This is a genomic window from Casimicrobium huifangae (assembly GCF_009746125.1).
In the GTDB taxonomy this organism is placed as follows: Bacteria; Pseudomonadota; Gammaproteobacteria; order Burkholderiales; family Casimicrobiaceae; genus Casimicrobium; species Casimicrobium huifangae.
On sequence record NZ_CP041352.1, the window covers coordinates 748,261 to 764,676 of the forward strand.

A 16,416-nucleotide genomic window follows, 5' to 3' on the forward strand; every position below is an offset into this window, starting at 1 on the left:
TACTCCGCGGAGGAGGTCTTTGGCGCAACGCAATCTCTCACGCGCGATGTGGGACCTGCCCATACGGGTCGCATCAACCTACCCGAACAGGTAGCAGCAACGTCAAAGTCATTGCGGTCGTGGCAAAAACTTCATACCCTTGCTTGCATCAGTTCTTATCGTTACGAGTGGCGTAGGCTCAGCAACCGCCCGCTCGTTGTCTTTGGTGATGTCAGTGGAGTTAGCGCATGAAGGGCAAGTTAACGTTGGGTCTCCTGGTGACAGCGGTTCTGCTTTCGGGCTGCGGGACCTCCGGAAATTTCGTAAGAGCGATGGAAGATCCCATCAAGGTTGTAAATGCTGCGTCGGCTGTGACGCAGGACGCATGGGACGACTCAACTGTTGCCACGGCGGTGGGGCTTTCTCGCGACGCGCTGGCAGGCACGGAAACGGAAAAAATCGCAACATTGTCCTGCGCGGGTACCGGTGGCCTTGCTGCGGTATCGCGGACTCTGAGCGTGTTCTCGGACGGGTTGGAAGTCGTGCAGGACATTGGCGCGGCGCCCGAAGACACGTCCAATGCAGGCTACATTCGACAGTTCAAGAAGAATGCGGGCGTGTTAGCTGACAGTGGCGATGCAGACGCAGCAAAGAAGGCAGCTGCGAAGCTGGTGGCACAACTGCAGCAAGCCGAGATGCGATGCAAGACTCTGCTTGCGGCTGACTTGGCGCCCTCCACCGCCTTGGGATCAGCCTCGGCGCCGCGCCTTGCTGCTCTTCCGGTAATCTTCGGCCAGGTGCTCGCTGTGGATCAACTCATCAAGCTTTTTCTGGGCAGTGCCGAGAAATGGCAGCGTGAGGCTGCAGTCCGGGCAGCAGTGAAAGACTTGCACGTGCAATTTGATGCGGCCGCCAAAGAACTGAAGCGCGAGCCGGGGCCGTCGTTTGGGCCAGTCGTGCTGTATGGGGTTGACGCGAGTGCAGAAGCGACGGACGCGAATCGTACTGCACTGGGCGCAGCGGTCACCATTCGCCGGTGGATGGTCGCGAAGACAATGCAGCAACAGTGGCAAGCGTTGGCGGATTGCCGGCATAAGAGCGGGGCGGGTTGCCTTGGTGATGCTCAGAAACTGTCGCTGGCACGAGACTTTGCAACGAACGCAAAGCGTTATCGTGCGCTCTCAAAGTTGGATCCGAAAAAAGTTCATGACGGAATCGATGCGGCCGTTGCGGGCGCAATGTCGTCGACGCAGATTCAAGGCATTGGCGGGTTCCTCGATGTCTTGGTAGGACTCGCATCCACTTTGTCGGACTTTGAGGACGCCTATACTAAGTACGCGGCGAGCAAGTGATCTTGCTGGAGGCCAGGCAGGATGCAACCAGTAGCCATCATCCCGTTTGATGTGCAGGTCACGCCGGATACGCTATCCGCCGTGACGAGCGCGATCCAGATTCAACTTTCGCGGGACTTCGTGCCGTGGGGGCGTCCCGCGGTATGTGGTTGGTTCTCATCGTTGGAACAGATGCCGCGCGGCTGCTGGCCGGTTTTGCTCAAACGCGACGCTAAGGGCGTTGCGGGCTTTCATGCGCCGGGATCGGAGAGCGATCAGCGACCACCTTTCGCGATTGTGCAGTACAGCGACGACAGCGCCTGGACTGTGGCTGCCAGCCACGAGATTTTGGAGATGCTGGTGGATCCGAGGGGAGATTTTTTTGTCAAGGGTCCGAATCCTGCCGACCCTTCAGAGGCTGTGGAGTTCCTGGTAGAGGTTTGTGATCCGTGTCAGGGCGAGGCGTTTTGTTATCAGGTCGACCATAACCTTTGGCCGTGTGTTTCCGACTTTTGCCTGCCCGGCTATTACCGGATTGGCGCATCCGGGGCGCCTTACACGATCCGACGGAGTGTTCAAACGCCGTTCAGCACAGCCTTCGGCGGCTTGATCACTTACCGAGATAGCGCGCACGATTGGTGGCAACTTTCGGGCGGACGCATTGCACGCGCAAATCGCGATTCGATCCTCGGCAATCAGTCGGCGACCGCATGGAATTTTCGCGGCAGAGTTGATCGATGCGACAAGCTCTATCAAGGCCCGCCGCCGGTCAAGTCGACCAGCCGTTACTCAGCGATACGCAAGTTGGCAGGACGGTCCCAGAAAAATATCGCTAGAGCACTGCATGCCGAATTGGAGCGACTGGAGGAAGCGCAAAAGCTCTCGCAGCACAATCGGGCAAAGTCCAGCTCGAAAGGCTCGTGATTCTGCACAGAAATGGTGTCGCACCCTGGAGCGAGGGTGCGAGTGGTAGGCCGTGTTGGACTTGAACCAACGACCAAAGGATTATGAGTCCTCTGCTCTGACCAACTGAGCTAACGGCCCACTGCGGATGAAATTATCGCATCGTAGTCCCGGTCAATCTGAACTGGCCTGGGTGTTACGACGTTCATGGTTCGACGGGCTCACCACGAATGGAGTGCGCAGTGAACGCAACATGCAAAACGGGCCCGAAGGCCCGTTTTGTGTTGTCGCCTGCCGAAGGTCTTAAGCCTCGGTGACGAAGCCTTTGAGTCGTTCCGCGCGGCTCGGGTGACGCAGTTTGCGCAGTGCCTTGGCTTCGATCTGGCGGATGCGTTCGCGGGTGACGTCGAACTGCTTGCCGACTTCTTCCAGCGTGTGGTCGGTGTTCATCTCGATACCGAAGCGCATGCGCAGCACTTTGGCTTCGCGGGGCGTGAGGGTGTCGAGCACTTCCTTGCACAGGTCGCGCAGGCTGTCCTGCACGGCGGCGTCCACCGGCGTCAGCGTGTTGGTGTCTTCGATGAAGTCACCGAGGTGGCTGTCATCGTCGTCGCCGATCGGCGTTTCCATGGAGATCGGCTCCTTGCTGATCTTCATGATGCGGCGGATCTTGTCCTCCGGGATGTCCATGCGCGCGGCCAGCGTCGGTGCGTCCGGCTCGATGCCCGTTTCCTGCAGGATTTGCCGCGAGATGCGGTTCATCTTGTTGATCGTTTCGATCATGTGCACCGGAATGCGGATGGTGCGCGCCTGATCGGCGATCGAGCGGGTGATGGCCTGACGGATCCACCACGTCGCGTACGTCGAAAACTTGTAGCCGCGACGGTATTCGAACTTGTCCACTGCCTTCATCAGGCCGATGTTGCCTTCCTGAATGAGGTCGAGGAACTGCAGGCCGCGGTTGGTGTACTTCTTGGCGATCGAGATCACGAGGCGCAGGTTGGCCTCGGTCATTTCCTTTTTCGCCTTGCGCGACTTGGCCTCGCCCGAGGACATCTGCTTGTAGATGTCCTTGAAGTCCTGCAGCGGCAGGCTGACCTTCTTCTGCAGATCGATCAGCGCTTCCTGACGTTCGACCAAGGCCTGGCGGTTCTTGGCAAAGGCATCGCTGTGCGGTTTGGCGGCAGCGATTTCCTTGTCAACCCACTTCAGGTCCATCGACTTTTCAGGGAAAAGCTTCAGGAAGTAGTCGCGCGGCATGTGGCACTTGAGCACCATCAGTTCCTGCAGCTTGCGCTCGTGGCCGCGAATCTTTTCAACCTCGCTGCGCACTGAATCGCAGAGCTGCTCGACGATCTTGGCGGCAAAGCGGATGTCGGTCATCTCTTCGCTGATCTTCTTCTGCGCCTTGATGTAGCTCTCGTTCTTGTACTCGCCCTTTTCGATATGGGCGAGCAGCTTCGCGTGATTCTTGCGAATGGTGGCGAACTTCTCGAGCGACATCGCCTTCAGTTTGGCGAGCAGTTCGGCCGAGATGGCGGCAGTGGCCTCTTCGTCCTCTTCCTCTTCTTCCTCGCCTTCCTCGTCTTCGTCGCCTTCGTCAGCGGCCGCTGCTGCTGGCGCGGGCTCTGGCGGCTCGAGGCCGGCGAGGCCGTCGACGATGTCATCGACCGGCACTTCGTCCTTCTCGATCTTCTCGGCAAGCGCGAGGATCTCGGCAATCGTCATCGGGCAGGCCGAGATCGCCTGCACCATATGCTTGAGGCCGTCCTCAATACGTTTGGCGATTTCGATTTCGCCCTCGCGGGTGAGCAGCTCCACGGTGCCCATTTCGCGCATGTACATGCGGACCGGGTCGGTGGTGCGGCCAAATTCACTGTCCAGCTGCGAAATGGCCTGTTCGGCCTCTTCCGCCACATCGTCGTCGGCCACGGCCGACGCGGTTTCCGTAATGATCAACTCTTCGGCAGCCGGTGCTTCATCGAACACCTGGATGCCCATGTCGTTGATCATCGCCACGACACTTTCGATCGCCTCGGCATCGACCAGATCATCGGGGAGGTGGTCGTTGATTTCGGCGTAGGTCAGATACCCGCGGTCTTTGCCGAGGGTGATGAGCTGCTTGAGGCGCAGGCGGCGGGTTTCCGCATCGACCGTCTTGAACGGCGCCAGTGCCTCGAGCAGCGCTTGCTGCTTTTTCTCCAGTAACAACTGCTTGCGTGTTTTCGGTTTGCCGGTCAGCGGGTTGATCGCGACCGGTGCCGGGGCTGCGTTTGCAGCCGGCGTTTCAGGGGCGGCATCTGCCGGGGCAGCTACCGCGTTTTTCGGGGGGCGGCCAGGCTTGCCGGTCTTGACGGGGGCGGCGGCCACTGGCGCCGGGGCCGGCGCGGGTGCAGCAACCGGCTTGGCGGCAGCGCCTTTGCTCAGTTTTTCGGCGGGAGCAGCCTTGCCAGCGGCAACGGCGGGTTTGCTGGCCGCTTTTGGTGCCGGCGCTGCGGTTTTGACCGCCGCCTTCGGCGCGGCCTTGGGGGCGACCGCCTTCGGCGCGGGCTTGGCCGTTACTTTTGCGGCGGGCTTGGCGGCAACCTTTGCAGCGGCCTTCGGTGCTGGCTTGGCGACGACCTTGGCGGCCTTCTTGGCGACCGGCTTGGCAACCGCCTTGGCGGCCTTCTTCACTACGGGCTTGGCAGCGACCTTGCCTTTTGCGGCAACTTTCGGGGCGGCTTTTGGCGCGACCTTGGCTTTGCCAGCCGCCGGTTTGCCCTTGGCGGCAGCCTTTGCTACCGGCTTCGCTGCTACTTTCGCCTTGCTCGCGGCTTTGGCCGTGGGCTTTGCAGCCGGCTTGGCGGCTGTCCTGGCCTTCGCTTGCGGCTTCGCGGATTTGGTTTTGCCACCGACCTTCGGTTTCGACGCGGGCTTGGCCTTGGTAACTTTGGCGACGGGTTTCGATTTAGCTTTTGCCATGCTTGAAGGGTTCCGGTTGCGTACGATCGGTGAGCTGTCGGCGCGTTTCTGGCCGCGCAGCGCCATCCTGGCGCGATTCTTTTGGAGTATCCACAGCCCGCACTCCGCCACACATGAGCGGAGAGCAAGGAAGTAGTTGAGGGTAACCCTCTATTTTACCAGCGCCGTGCCAGTTCTTTGAGCATTCATCACGGCGGCGGCGCATCGGCTGGCCCGTTTCGCCAGAGACGACGGCAAGCGCGTGATTTTTGACCGGGCGCTGATGGTCATCTGGCGTCACGATGCGCATACATCTTTTGCGGCTAACCTTTGTTTTACTTGGGCCTCAGCGGAGATTGCGCCTAAAGTCGACTTGAAGCCAATTTGCGGTGATAGCCCTTATTGAATGGGCGTCAGCAACAAAAGCCATCAATGCCGGCGGCACCCGCAACTCGCGCCTAAAAGCGGGGGGTTTGTCGCACCACCTGTGCTGATCGCGGTCAAATCTTCTAGCCTTCGCGCTCACAGTGGACTTTGGCGGCGCTATCGCGTCCGGGTCCAGCTCTCTCAACGACAAGGGGAGGGGCCACGAGCCCCGCAAACGCATGCAAATCAAGCGATGGATGGTAGTCAGCGGTGTCGCCGCGCTGGTAGTAGTTGTCGGAGGCTACGCGGGATTCAAGGCGTTTGCGGGTGGCGGCACCGGTGCCCAGGCCAAGGCTCAGGGCAAAGGCGACGGCGGGGCAGCCGGCAAGGACGGCAAAAAACAGGAAATCGTGCTGACGCTGGCGCCGGTCGATCTCGCTACCGCGGGGCCAGCAACGCTGGTGCAGTCGCTGGCCGTCGCGGGCACCGTGGATGCAGCACGGCAAGCGGTGGTCCGGTCGCGCCACGCCGGTTTTCTGTCACACGTCAGCAAACGCGCTGGCGACCGCGTGCAGATGGGCGAGCGGCTGGGCGTGGTGGATAGCGATGAGTTGCGCTTGCGGATCGCTGAACGCGAAGCCAGTCTGAAACAGGCGCAGGCGGCGCTGACTGTTGCCGAATCGAACCGCGCGCAGCAGCGTTCGCTGGCCGACCGCGGCTTCATTTCAAAAGCGGCGCTGGACAGCACCGAGAGTGGTTATGTGAGCGCTCGCTCCGCCTACGACGCCGCGAAGACCCAGATGGACATTGCCAAGGCTGCGCTGGCAGAGACGGCGCTGACGTCACCGATTTCCGGCATCATCGCCAAGCGCACCGTGGAGCCCGGTGAGCGTGTGGGTGCGGAGATGCCGGTGTTCACCATTCTCGATCCGGCCTCGCTGGAGGTGATCGTGCCGGTGGCGGCAGAACGCGTGGCGGAGCTGAAGATTGGGCAGAAAGCCAGCTTCCAGCTCGACGCCGGAGGGGCAGCAGTCGATGGCGCTCTGACCCGCATCATCCCGACCACGGGCAGCGCGGCGCGCACGGTTGAAACGCGTTTCGCCTTGCCGGCAAATACCACGGTACCGGCAGGCGCCTTCCTGTCGGGCCAGTTGCGGCTGGCGCAGAGCGCCGCGCCAATCACGGTGCCGCGCGTCGCGGTAAAGACCGACGTCAACGGTAGCTATCTCTGGGTGGTCGCCGACGGCAAGGCGCAGAAAAAGCGCATCAAGCTGGCACCCAGCGCGGACGACAACAATCCGCTAGTGCCGGTGGCCGAGGGTCTCGCCGCAGGCGCCGCCGTGCTGACGCTGCGCGGCACCGAACCGAATGAAGGACAGGCAGTCGCCTTGCCGGCCGCCGCGCCGGCAGTTCCGGTCGCGGCCACCGGTGGTACCGCAGGCGCCGTCAGCGCCGCTGCTGCAGCCGGGGCCGCAGCGGCCACCGGCAAGTAACAGGGGTTGCGATCATGTGGATGACTCGCGTCGCCATCAAAAATCCGGTGTTCTGCACCATGGTCATGCTCGCGCTCATGGTGATGGGCGCGGTGTCCTACTTCCGGCTGCCGATTGACGCGATGCCGGAGGTGAACCTGCCGTTCGCCTTCACCGTCGTGCAATATCCGGGCGCCAGCCCGCAGGCGGTCGAAAACGACCTGACCAAGCCGATCGAAAACGCGCTGAACACGATCGCCGGGGTCAAGAAAATCACCTCGCGCTCGCGTGAAAACTCCAGCCTGGTGATCGTCGAATTCGCGATGGGCACCGACATCAAGGTGGCGATGCAGGAGATGCGCGACAAGCTGGCGCAGATCCGGCCGGGCTTCCCGAAGGAGGCCAAGGAGCCCTTCGTTTCGCAGGCGAATCGCGACGATGATCGCGCCGTCGTGTCGCTGGGGGTGACCTCGAAGACGCGCACGCTGCCCGATCTCTCGTACATGGTGGAGGAGGTCATCCGCCGCCGCATGGAAAACGTGACCGGCGTCGCGACCGTCAACATCAACGGCTCGTCGACACGCGAGATCCAGATCGAGCCCGATGTCGCCAAGCTGCGTGCCCGCCGCATCGGTGTTGACCAGTTGCTGGCGGCGCTCCGCAATGACAATATCGACGCACCGGTCGGCAACATCACTATCGGCCAGAACGACAAATCGGTGCGCGTGGATGCCCGCTTCAAGCAGGTGTCGGACTTCGCCAATCTGGTCGTTGCCCGCCGCGATGGTCTGCAGGTGCGGCTGGGCGATGTCGCCACCATCGTGGATGGCAGCAAGGAGCAAACGAGCTTTGCCCGCATTGATGGGGTGCGTGCGATCAGCCTCGACATGCTCAAGGTACGCGGCAGCAACACGGTCGAGGTTGGCGTAGGTGTCAAGGCAGCGATTGACCGCTTGAAAAAGGATCTGCCCAGCGACATCGAGCTGACCATTCTTTCCGACCAGTCGAAGTACGTGAAGGCCAACGTCGATGGCGTCAAACGCACCATCATTGAGGGGGGCGTGCTGACGGTCATCATCGTCTTCCTGTTCCTCGCGTCGTGGCGCAGCACGGTGATCACCGCGCTGACGCTGCCAATCTCGGTGGTCGCCACCTTCATCGCGCTGTACGCCTTTGGCTTCACGCTCAACGCACTGACGCTGATGGCGCTCTCACTCTGCATCGGATTGCTGATTGACGATGCCATTGTGGTGCGCGAGAACATTGTGCGCCACCTCGCGCTTGGCAAGTCTCATCACGAAGCGGCGCTGGAAGCGACCGAAGAAATCGGGCTGGCCGTGCTGGCCACCACACTGGCCATCGTCGCCGTGTTCGCGCCGGTGGCGTTCATGGGCGGCATCATCGGCCTGTTCTTCTTCCAGTTCGGTTTGACCGTGGTGGTGGCGGTGATGATCTCGCTGTTCGTCAGTTTCACGCTTGACCCGATGCTGTCTTCGGTGTGGGCCGACCCAGCCGGCAATCGCTTCAAGCGCGTGCCGTGGTTGGGCCACTTCCTGACCTGGTTTGACGGTCGCATTGAGGCGCTGCAGCATCGCTACGAACGCGTCATCCGCTGGGCATTGGGGCATCGCAAGACGGTACTGTTTGGCGCCATCGGCCTGTTTGTCGCGAGCATGTTCCTGTTCCCATTGATTGGCAGCGAATTCGTGCCAAAGGAAGATCAGAGCGAATTTGGCATGCGGCTGGAGACACCGGTCGGATCAAGTCTTGACTACACCACGGTGAAAGTGGCGCAGGCCGAGGCGGAGCTGAAAAAAATTCCCGAAATCAAGCTGCTCTACTCCGGCGCGGGCGGCGGTCGTGGCAAAAATACCGGCTGGATCAACGTGATCCTGAAGCCACGCAATGAGCGCGTCCGCAGCCAGAAAGAGATTGAGGACGTCGCTCGCGACGCGGTGAAAGGCATCGCCGGCATGACGGTATCGGTAGGCTGGAACAAGCCGGTACAGGTGTCCTTCGTGGGCCCCGATGCGACGGTGCTCAAACAGCTCTCTGAGCAGTTCGTCGAGCGGCTGGAAAAAATCAACGGCGTGGTCGATATCGACAGCAGCGAAAAGGCTGCCGTGCCAGCCTTGGTCATCCTGCCCAAGCGCGCTGAGGCGGCCGAGTTTGGCATTACGCCCGCCACCATCGGCACGGTGTCGCGTGCGCTGGTTGCCGGAGACGCCGTGGTGACATGGTTGCCGCCGTCCGGCAATTCGGTGGACGTGTCGGTGCGGCTGCCCGCTGGCGTGCGTAACGACACTGCACAGCTGCTGCAGATTCCGCTGGCCAACCCGCGCGCGCCGGACGGCGACGCGCTGGCGCTGGAGCGGGTGGCGACGCTGGCCGAGAGCACCAATCCGAAGAGCATCGAGCGCGCCTATCTGCAACGTCAGGTGACGATCAGCGCCAATGCCAAAGGGCGTCCACCGGGGGACGTCGGTGGCGATGTGAACAAGCTGATCGAGGCATTCCCGCTGCCACCCGGCTATCGCTTCCAGCAGGATGGCGACAATCAGGTGATGCGCGATTCGTTCGGCTACGCCATCGTTGCGCTGGTGTTGGCGGTGACCTTCATCTACTTCGTGCTCGGCTCGCAGTTCATGAGCTTCGCGCAGCCGCTGGCGATCATGGCCACGCTGCCGATGTCGCTGATCGGGGTGATGCTGGCACTGCTGCTGACGCGCACCACCTTCAATATGTTCGCCATGATCGCCTTCATCATGCTGATGGGCTTGGTGGTAAAGAACGGCATCCTGCTGGTTGACTTTGCCAATCAGGCGCGCCGGGAAGAAGGCAAATCGATCACGGAGGCGCTGGTGGCAGCAGGTCACATCCGCCTGCGCCCGATCCTGATGACGACGGCGGCGATGGTGTTCGGCATGCTGCCGATGGCGGCAGCGCTGCAGGAAGGCGCCGATGGCACCATGGGCCGCTCGATCATCGGCGGTGTGTTGAGCTCGACGGTGCTGACGCTGGTCGTGGTGCCAGTCATCTACGCGATGATTGAGGAGTTCAAGGCGCGGCGGGCGGCGAAGAAGGCGGCGCGGCGTGCCGCCAGCGCGGGCGCGGCCGTCTCGGGGGCGGAGGTACCGGCAGAGTGACGGGCTGGCGTTGATCCGGGTCAGCGTTCGCGTGCGAAAACTACTTGCACAAGGCTGAAATATGGCTAAACTTCGCTTAATGACCGCGAGTCATTAAGCGAAAACAGCCGGTAAAATCGTTGCTTCCGATCCACTTTGATGCCGCAGAACCTGATTCTGGAACGCCCGGCTCGTAACTACCCATCGCCATGAACATCGAACAAGTCCGTTTCAATATGGTTGAGCAACAGATCCGCACCTGGGATGTGCTGGACACTGACGTGCTCGACCTGCTGCACACGCTCAAGCGCGAGAACTTCGTGCCCCCGGCGCAGCGCGAGTTCGCGCTGATGGACATCGAGACCCCGCTGGCGCCGGTATCGGCCAGCGAGCGCATGTGGACGCCCAAGATGGAAGCCCGCGTGGTGCAGGATCTGGACCTCAAAGGTCACGAGCATGTGCTCGAAGTAGGCACCGGTAGCGGCTACCTCACCGCCTTGCTGGCGGCGCGCGCTGCCCGCGTCACCAGTATCGAGATTGATCCGGCGCTGGCCAAGTTTGGCGCTGACAATCTTGCCCGGGCCGGGGTTACCAACGCGGTGGTACTTACGGGTGACGCCGCTCGCGGCTGGCGGGGCGAGGCACCGTACGACGTGATCGTCTTCACCGGCTCGATGGAAGTGCTTCCAGAAGAGGTATTTTCCCAACTAAAGGCCGAGGGTCGCGTGTTCGCGGTGGTTGGCAAGCGCCCGGTCATGGCGGCCCAACTGGTCAATGTGAGCGCCAGCGGTGGCCGTCAATCGCGCACCCTGTTCGAAACGGTGGTGGCGCCTCTGGCCAACGCGGCCAGGTCGCCGGCTTTTGTTTTCTAGCGAATCCTGAGCGATGGTTGAACAGATTGATGCCCCGACACTTGCCGCTGCGCGCGCCGACGCGCTCGCGGACGCGGTGCTGCTTGATGTTCGCGAGCCGTGGGAATTTCAGACCGCCCGTATCGAAAATTCAATCAACGTACCAATGTCCGTGCTGGTTGCGCGGGTCGACGAAGTGCGGGAGCTGGCCGGGGATGACAAGCCTCTGGTCGTGATCTGTCATCACGGTGGGCGCAGCATGCAGTGCGCCCACTTCCTCGCCCGACAGGGTATCGGTCGACCGATCAATCTGGCCGGCGGCATTGATGCCTGGTCACAGCAAGTCGACCCCGCTGTTCCCCGCTACTGACTTCTCCCTTTCCTCCTTTTTGTGGCTATCGCTGGAGCTCTTTGCATGCGTGTTCACCGACTTCTTCCCCTGACCGCCCTGACGGTCGCGATGGCCGGCCTCGTCAACGTCACCTCTGGCGCCGACTTGCTGTCACTGTATCGCGAGGCCGCCGCGCAGGATCCGGCAATGGCTGCCGCACGGGCTTCGTTGTCGGCGGCGCGGGAGCGGGTCGCCCAGGCCGAAGGCAGCAATGGTTTTGCCACCGGTGTTGCCGCTGGCGCGAACGCCAACTACTTCGACCTGCACGTACGCAACCTGCCACAAGCACAGACCGATCGGGCTTACCTGGCGGCCAACGTGCAGGCCTTTGTCAACAAGCCCTTGTATCGGCCGGCTAACGACGCCGCCATCGAGCAGGCAAACGTCGCGGTGAAGCTTTCCGAGCTGAGCCTCAAGGCGGCCGAAATGGATGTTGCCAACCGGCTGGCGCAAGCTTACTTCGACGTCCTGCTGGCGCAAGACAATGTGCGTCTGGTCGAGGCCCAGAAGGCGGCGTTGTCGGAGCAGCTGGCACAGGCCAAACGCAATTTCGAGGTGGGCACGGCCACCATTGTCGATACCAACGAAGCACAGTCGCGCTACGACCAGGTGCTGGCGCAGGAGATTTCCGCCCGCAACGAGGTAGATCGCACCCGCTGGGCACTGCGTAATGTGGTCGGTCGCTTTGAAACCAATCTGAAAACGCTGCGCGGCAACGCGCAGGTGTCACTGCCGACGCCCGCCAGCATGGAGGCTTGGGTCAGCCGTGCCGAGCGTGAAGCCTATCCGGTGCAGATCGCCCAGCAAACACTGGCGGTGTCGGAGTACGACGTCAAACGCGCTGAGGCCGCCAAGAGCTGGACGCTGGATGCGACTGCCAACGTGTCACATACCCAGTCGAGCGGCAGCAGTACCAGTGGTCTGGGGACCTGGACGTACGCCGGCCTGGTGGGCGTCACGTTCAATCTGCCCTTTGATACAACCGGCGGCCTCAGCGCCCGCATCCGGGAAACGCTGGCGCTCGTCGACAAGAACCGCAACGACCTTGAAACTGCCCGCCGCACTGCCGGTCTGTCGGTTCGCCAGGCCTACCTTGGCGTAACCAGCGGCGTCGCCGGGGTTGCTGCGCAGCAACAGGCGCTGAAGTCAGCGGAAACGCAGCTGGCTTCCACCAAGCTCGGCCTTGAGGTTGGCGTACGCACCAACCTCGATGTGCTGAATGCCCAGCAACAGGTGACCCAGGTACAGCGCGATCTCGCGCAGGCGCGTTACAACACCCTGCTCAACGACCTGCGGTTGAAGGCTGCGACCGGCGTTCTTGGTGAGAACGATCTGCGCGCCACCAACGCCTATCTGACCGACTGATCACTGGCGGCGGCCGGCGGGGACACCCGCCCAAAAACCGGAAGCTGTGTTGGTGCGTATAGCCAGCATTGGCGCGAAGGCTTGGTCGAGGCGATCACTCCTGCGCGCTGCGACTTCACGATTGCCGTTTCCGGAGCTCCGCCATGTCACGCTGTTTGCGATTGCTTGCCGCCCTTGTTTGCGTTGCGGTAATGCCGCTGGCGCCTGCCGCTGCGCAGGCGCCCAATGAGTCGGCCCTGGTCGCCTTTGGCGGCTTTGAGGGGCTGGCCCGCATCACCAACGATTTCGTCGGACGCATACAGAAGCATCCGCGCATTGGCAGCTTCTTCAAGGACGCCGATACCGAGCGCCTGCAGGCGATGCTGGCCGATCAGTTCTGCGACGTCCTCGGCGGCGGCTGCAAGTACTCCGGCAAGTCAATGCGAAAAATCCACGAAGGCATGAAAGTGACCACTGCCGACTTCAACGCCCTCGCTGAGGAGTTGCAGAACGCGCTCGATGCGGCGGCGGTGCCGTCATCTCAGCAAAACCGCCTGATCGCGGCGCTGGCCCCGATGCGTCGTGATGTGGTGCAACCGTGAGAACACATCTCCTGAACGCTGCAGCCGCCAGTTTCCTCGCGGCAGCAACCACACTGGCGCAGGCCGCCGTGTTTGTCGGTGTTGCCAGCGATCGTGACGGGCAAAGCCTGCCCAATGTCGTGATGGCGTTGAAGCCGGCCAGTTCGCAACCCCCGGCGACGGCCCCCACGCAGATTACCGTCACCCAGGAGGCACTGTCGTTCAAGCCTTACATTTCTGTCATCCGCGCCGGCTCCAGCGTGGTGTTCGCCAATCGCGACACGGTGGAGCACCACATCAAGTCATTCTCGAGCAGCAAACCGTTCGAGATCGCCGTGCACAAGCCCGGCGACACGCCACCGCCGATCCGCTTTGACAAGGAAGGTGCCATCGTTGCGTACTGCATCCTGCATGACTGGATGCGCGCCTACGTCTATGTGGCAGACACACCGTGGACGGCAATCTCCGGCGACAACGGCCTGGCGCGCATCGAGAACGTGGCGCCCGGCGACTATGAACTGACGGCGTGGCACCCGGATCTCGGGCAATTCAAACCACCGCTGACCTCGAAGATTACGGTCGGCGCCAGTGGCACCACGCAGACGACGGTGAAATTCGACTTCAAGCCGCGACCGATCCGCAAGGCCCCCAGGACTGCCGACGGCAAAGTGGCGATGACCGCTCACCACCACTAGCGGCTTGCGGCCGGCCCGGTTGCAGCCCTACTCCACGCGGCGCGCCTGCACGCCGCGCTTGGCCAGGGCTTCCAGCAGGTTGTTGTCGCCGAACATATGGCCGACACCGATCACGACAAAGTGACTGTCCGGCTGTTTGAAGTAGGAATCGATCGCTTCCGCCATCGCCGGGTGGCGGTCGTCGAACACGCGCTTGCGCGCGGCCATGCCCTCGGCTGAGGCGCCGAATTCTTCCTGCACCACGCGCGAGAGCTTGGGCCCATCGCCTGCGCGATACGCATTGACCATCTCGTCCAGGCGCTTCTCCATCTTGTTCTCCCGCACGGTGGCGAGGAAGCGCGACATCGCGGCCGCAGCTTCGGTGGTGCTGGCCCCGGCGAGCGCAGCGCATTGTCTGGCGCCGCCCTCGACTTCAGCAATACGCTTTTTGGCCAGCTTGGCATCGCGCAGGAACATGAGGTCCAGCCCACGGCCAAAATCGACGCCAAGCTGGGTGAGTTCCGCACCCACCATCACCAGATTGACCAGCCAGAGCTTCTTGCCTTCGAATGCTGCGGGCGGAAGGTTCGAGGCGCGCAAATAGCCCTGCAACGCGGCGAAATCCTCCGCCGACAGCACCTTGTCGAGTTTCTCGTCGGTCGCTGCAAGCTTGGTACAGGCCTGTTGTGTCTCGGGTAGCGTGATATCGGCTTCAACCGCAAGTACTTTGGCGCTGTCGAAGCGCGACAGCACCGCCTCCGGCAGCGGATAGAAGTCGTTCTTGCCGACGTGCAGCGAGCCGAACAGGGTGACTTTCCTGTCGCCCTTGCTGAGCTCCCACAAAAAAGGTTTGGAAAGTTGCGCGTGCGCGGCACCGCTGGAGATCAGGGCTGCCAGCAAGCTGCAGCCGACGGCGAGGGAAGCGCGGGAGAAGAGGCGGAAGTTCATCTGTCAATGCTAGCGGTGATCGCCGGCTTCGACGTTTGCGGTGACGTACAAGTTCAACCGCCGGCGCGAACGCCCGGATGTCCGACATGCGACATGCAGGCGAAACCCTGTGGCGAAATTCCAACAGCATTTACCAATATCAAAGGTGGATATGCACTTGGCATATCAACTCACTATACTGAAACAACATTGACAAATATCAATACAGTCAGGAAGCTCCCTCGGATCGGTGACAGGATTAAGATGAATCTTAGTCTCGGGCTCTCGCAGGGTGTGGAAGCGATGTTTGCGGCCGGACCTCGCGGGTAACGGAGATGTGGGCGATCAAGGCATATGGTGCACAGCAGTATTCCAATCATGAACGATGATGCGTTGGATGCCTCGACCGGCAGGCAGCCCGGCCGCGGGTTGGATGAACTGCTGCACGTGGTCTATCTCAGTCGGGCTGCGGCCGGAACGGACCCGGAAAAATGGTTGCCCGAACTGGAGCGCAATGCGCGGGCCCGCAACGATGCGGCGCAGATTCGTGGCGTGCTCGCCTACTGCCGCGGCTGGTTCCTGCAATGGCTGGAAGGTCCGGCCGCTGCCGTGGTGGAAACCATGGGCCGCATCGCTGTCGACAAGCGCCACCGCGACGTGCAGGTGATTTACGAGGCGAGTGGACCCCAGCAGCTGAACAGTCCGTGGAGCCTGATCCGGGTGGCACGGGTAGACGATGCCGAGACGCTGGACGCTAGGGTACGCTCGCTGGCGACCGCTCTGCCGGGAGACAGCGTCGAACCGCAGGATTTTGTCCGCGCCTTCACCATGCCGTATGGTCGTCAGGGGCTCGACGATATCGCGAGCCAGCGTCCGGTGGTGGTGACCGGTGCCAACATGATCTGGGCTTCGGCGGTGGTCAGTCAGGCCGCCCATGTTTCGCGCGTTGAGCTGGCGCGGACGCGCCTGCAATCACCTGATCTGCGTGACACCGATGGTCTGGTCGAATACCTGACCACCACTGATGGCCTGACGGTCATCGCCATCGCCTCATCGACGATGCCGGGCGGCTATCTTGAAGGCATTTATCACCGCGCCAAGCTGATCGTGTTTCTCATCCGCTCCAGCGATATCAATCACAAGATTGAGTTGCTGCGCGGCTTGATGACCATCCACACGGTTGCCGAGCACAGGCCGACGTTTCTGTTCGCCTTTTCAACGGCTGCCGCGTCGCACAAGCACGAGTTTCTGCAAGTGGCCGACAGCCTCCGCGTGCCCTACACCGAAATCACGGTACCGCTGGCCGATTCCGCCATGCTCTGGCGAACCATTCAGGAACGCCTCGCCGCAACGGTGCTGCCGATGCACGCCAACCGTATGCGTCATCGTGGCATTGAGGCGGATACCCGGGCGAGCACTGGATCAGGGCCGGCCACCAGCCCGCCGCCCGCGACACCCATCAGCGGTCCGGCCAGCCGGCCCGCAGCGGCAACGCCCGTCTCGCCGCCGTCACCGGCAGCGGCAGCAGC

11 protein-coding genes, 1 tRNA gene and 1 pseudogene are annotated in these 16,416 nt (G+C 62.0%); 10 read left to right on the top strand and 3 right to left on the bottom strand.

From position 1 onward, the window contains the following. Positions 1-227 precede the first annotated feature (227 nt). Entirely contained in the window at positions 228-1,331 is a 1,104-nt protein-coding gene (locus tag FKL89_RS03400; protein ID WP_156861333.1) for a hypothetical protein, read from the top strand. A 21-nt stretch (positions 1,332-1,352) separates the two neighbouring features. Further along, positions 1,353-2,234, top strand: a complete 882-nt coding sequence (locus FKL89_RS03405; RefSeq protein WP_156861335.1) for a hypothetical protein — start codon at positions 1,353-1,355, stop codon at positions 2,232-2,234. 43 nt (positions 2,235-2,277) lie between these two features. Here the strand turns inward: FKL89_RS03405 and FKL89_RS03410 are convergent. Further along, positions 2,278-2,354: transfer RNA gene (locus FKL89_RS03410), tRNA-Ile, on the bottom strand. Between the two features lie 162 nt (positions 2,355-2,516). Continuing rightward, the gene (gene rpoD / locus FKL89_RS03415) at positions 2,517-5,177 is read right to left on the bottom strand and encodes an RNA polymerase sigma factor RpoD (protein ID WP_156861337.1); all 2,661 of its coding nucleotides are present in this window, start codon (positions 5,175-5,177) and stop codon (positions 2,517-2,519) included. 584 nt (positions 5,178-5,761) lie between these two features. Here rpoD and FKL89_RS03420 point away from each other — a divergent pair. The 7 genes from FKL89_RS03420 to FKL89_RS03450 all read left to right on the top strand — a co-directional run bounded on the left by FKL89_RS03420 (position 5,762) and on the right by FKL89_RS03450 (position 13,981). Continuing rightward, positions 5,762-7,015, top strand: coding sequence for an efflux RND transporter periplasmic adaptor subunit (locus FKL89_RS03420; RefSeq protein ID WP_156861339.1), 1,254 nt, complete (start codon positions 5,762-5,764; stop codon positions 7,013-7,015). Between the two features lie 14 nt (positions 7,016-7,029). Next, positions 7,030-10,140: an efflux RND transporter permease subunit gene (locus FKL89_RS03425; protein WP_156861341.1), complete on the top strand. Its 3,111-nt coding sequence runs from the start codon at positions 7,030-7,032 to the stop codon at positions 10,138-10,140. Between the two features lie 188 nt (positions 10,141-10,328). After that, the gene (locus FKL89_RS03430) at positions 10,329-10,991 is read left to right on the top strand and encodes a protein-L-isoaspartate O-methyltransferase family protein (protein WP_156861343.1); all 663 of its coding nucleotides are present in this window, start codon (positions 10,329-10,331) and stop codon (positions 10,989-10,991) included. A 13-nt stretch (positions 10,992-11,004) separates the two neighbouring features. Beyond that, positions 11,005-11,340: a rhodanese-like domain-containing protein gene (locus FKL89_RS03435; RefSeq protein ID WP_156861345.1), complete on the top strand. Its 336-nt coding sequence runs from the start codon at positions 11,005-11,007 to the stop codon at positions 11,338-11,340. A gap of 45 nt (positions 11,341-11,385) precedes the next feature. Then, positions 11,386-12,726 (top strand): TolC family outer membrane protein, encoded by a 1,341-nt coding sequence (locus FKL89_RS03440; protein WP_156861347.1) that lies wholly within the window; start codon positions 11,386-11,388, stop codon positions 12,724-12,726. Between the two features lie 143 nt (positions 12,727-12,869). Beyond that, complete coding sequence (locus tag FKL89_RS03445; RefSeq protein WP_156861349.1) at positions 12,870-13,307, top strand: group I truncated hemoglobin; 438 nt, start codon at positions 12,870-12,872, stop codon at positions 13,305-13,307. Further along, positions 13,304-13,981: a methylamine utilization protein gene (locus FKL89_RS03450; protein WP_156861351.1), complete on the top strand. Its 678-nt coding sequence runs from the start codon at positions 13,304-13,306 to the stop codon at positions 13,979-13,981. The genes FKL89_RS03445 and FKL89_RS03450 overlap by 4 nt, the downstream gene beginning before the upstream one ends. Positions 13,982-14,008: 27 nt before the next feature. Here the strand turns inward: FKL89_RS03450 and FKL89_RS03455 are convergent, their stop codons facing one another. Beyond that, positions 14,009-14,908 (bottom strand): TraB/GumN family protein, encoded by a 900-nt coding sequence (locus FKL89_RS03455; protein WP_156861353.1) that lies wholly within the window; start codon positions 14,906-14,908, stop codon positions 14,009-14,011. Between the two features lie 357 nt (positions 14,909-15,265). On the opposite strand from FKL89_RS03455, the pseudogene FKL89_RS20315 reads away from it, so the two are divergent. After that, positions 15,266-15,586, top strand: a pseudogene (locus tag FKL89_RS20315) (BLUF domain-containing protein); the annotation flags it as partial. Between the last annotated feature and the right edge of the window lie 830 nt (positions 15,587-16,416).

Coding starts and splice junctions, on each gene's coding strand:
- rpoD (WP_156861337.1), bottom strand. CDS start 5,177: ATGGCAAAAGCTAAATCGAAACCCGTCGCCAAAGTTACCAAGGCCAAG.
- FKL89_RS03425 (WP_156861341.1), top strand. CDS start 7,030: ATGTGGATGACTCGCGTCGCCATCAAAAATCCGGTGTTCTGCACCATG.
- FKL89_RS03435 (WP_156861345.1), top strand. CDS start 11,005: ATGGTTGAACAGATTGATGCCCCGACACTTGCCGCTGCGCGCGCCGAC.
- FKL89_RS03455 (WP_156861353.1), bottom strand. CDS start 14,908: ATGAACTTCCGCCTCTTCTCCCGCGCTTCCCTCGCCGTCGGCTGCAGC.
- FKL89_RS03430 (WP_156861343.1), top strand. CDS start 10,329: ATGAACATCGAACAAGTCCGTTTCAATATGGTTGAGCAACAGATCCGC.
- FKL89_RS03420 (WP_156861339.1), top strand. CDS start 5,762: ATGCAAATCAAGCGATGGATGGTAGTCAGCGGTGTCGCCGCGCTGGTA.
- FKL89_RS03405 (WP_156861335.1), top strand. CDS start 1,353: ATGCAACCAGTAGCCATCATCCCGTTTGATGTGCAGGTCACGCCGGAT.
- FKL89_RS03400 (WP_156861333.1), top strand. CDS start 228: ATGAAGGGCAAGTTAACGTTGGGTCTCCTGGTGACAGCGGTTCTGCTT.
- FKL89_RS03440 (WP_156861347.1), top strand. CDS start 11,386: ATGCGTGTTCACCGACTTCTTCCCCTGACCGCCCTGACGGTCGCGATG.
- FKL89_RS03445 (WP_156861349.1), top strand. CDS start 12,870: ATGTCACGCTGTTTGCGATTGCTTGCCGCCCTTGTTTGCGTTGCGGTA.